The organism is Neisseria sp. P0021.S007, from assembly GCF_051956855.1.
In genome coordinates this window covers 1-565 of sequence record NZ_JBQCXA010000931.1, presented here as the reverse complement: position 1 = coordinate 565, position 565 = coordinate 1, and the positions used below count along the sequence as shown (strand labels likewise).

Below are 565 nucleotides of genomic sequence, written 5' to 3'. Positions count from 1 at the left end.
GCGCATTGGTCACGCCTGGGCCGGAAGTCACCAAGGCAACGCCGACTTTGCCGCTGACACGGGCATAGGCATCTGCCGCGTGTACGGCTGCCTGCTCGTGGCGAACCAGGATGTGCTTGAATTTATTGAGTTGGAAAAGGGCATCGTAGATTTCGATAACCGCGCCGCCCGGATAGCCGAATACATACTCGACACCTTCGGCTTTGAGACTTTGCACGATGATTTGTGCGCCTGATAATTGCATATTGACCTCTTTTATATGGCCTCAAACCAATAGGAACAATCCGCCTCACCACAGCACCTGTAATGCAATTCCACCAAGCAGCGATTTAGGGTACGCGCACTGAGGGAATACGATGACAGTCAGACTATCCAATCAATTGGGAAGAAACACAGAGTTTGTGAAAAAGAGTAGAAACGATAACGCAATCCGACTGTACAAGCAAGACAAAATCTTTCATCTTTTAACGTTTAAGGAGTGAAAATAGATTATCGTTTGATTTTAAAGAAATAAAAAAACAGTTTTATTGAGCTTGATGTGGGGAGATTGTTGACAGTTTGAGTA

At 45.7% G+C, this 565-nt stretch carries 1 protein-coding gene; it reads right to left on the bottom strand.

All coding sequences use genetic code 11. The features are described 5' to 3' along the window. A partial coding sequence (locus tag ACTHUR_RS16800; protein WP_440399818.1) for a thiamine pyrophosphate-binding protein occupies positions 1–244 on the bottom strand: 244 nt, incomplete at its 3' end. Between the last annotated feature and the right edge of the window lie 321 nt (positions 245–565).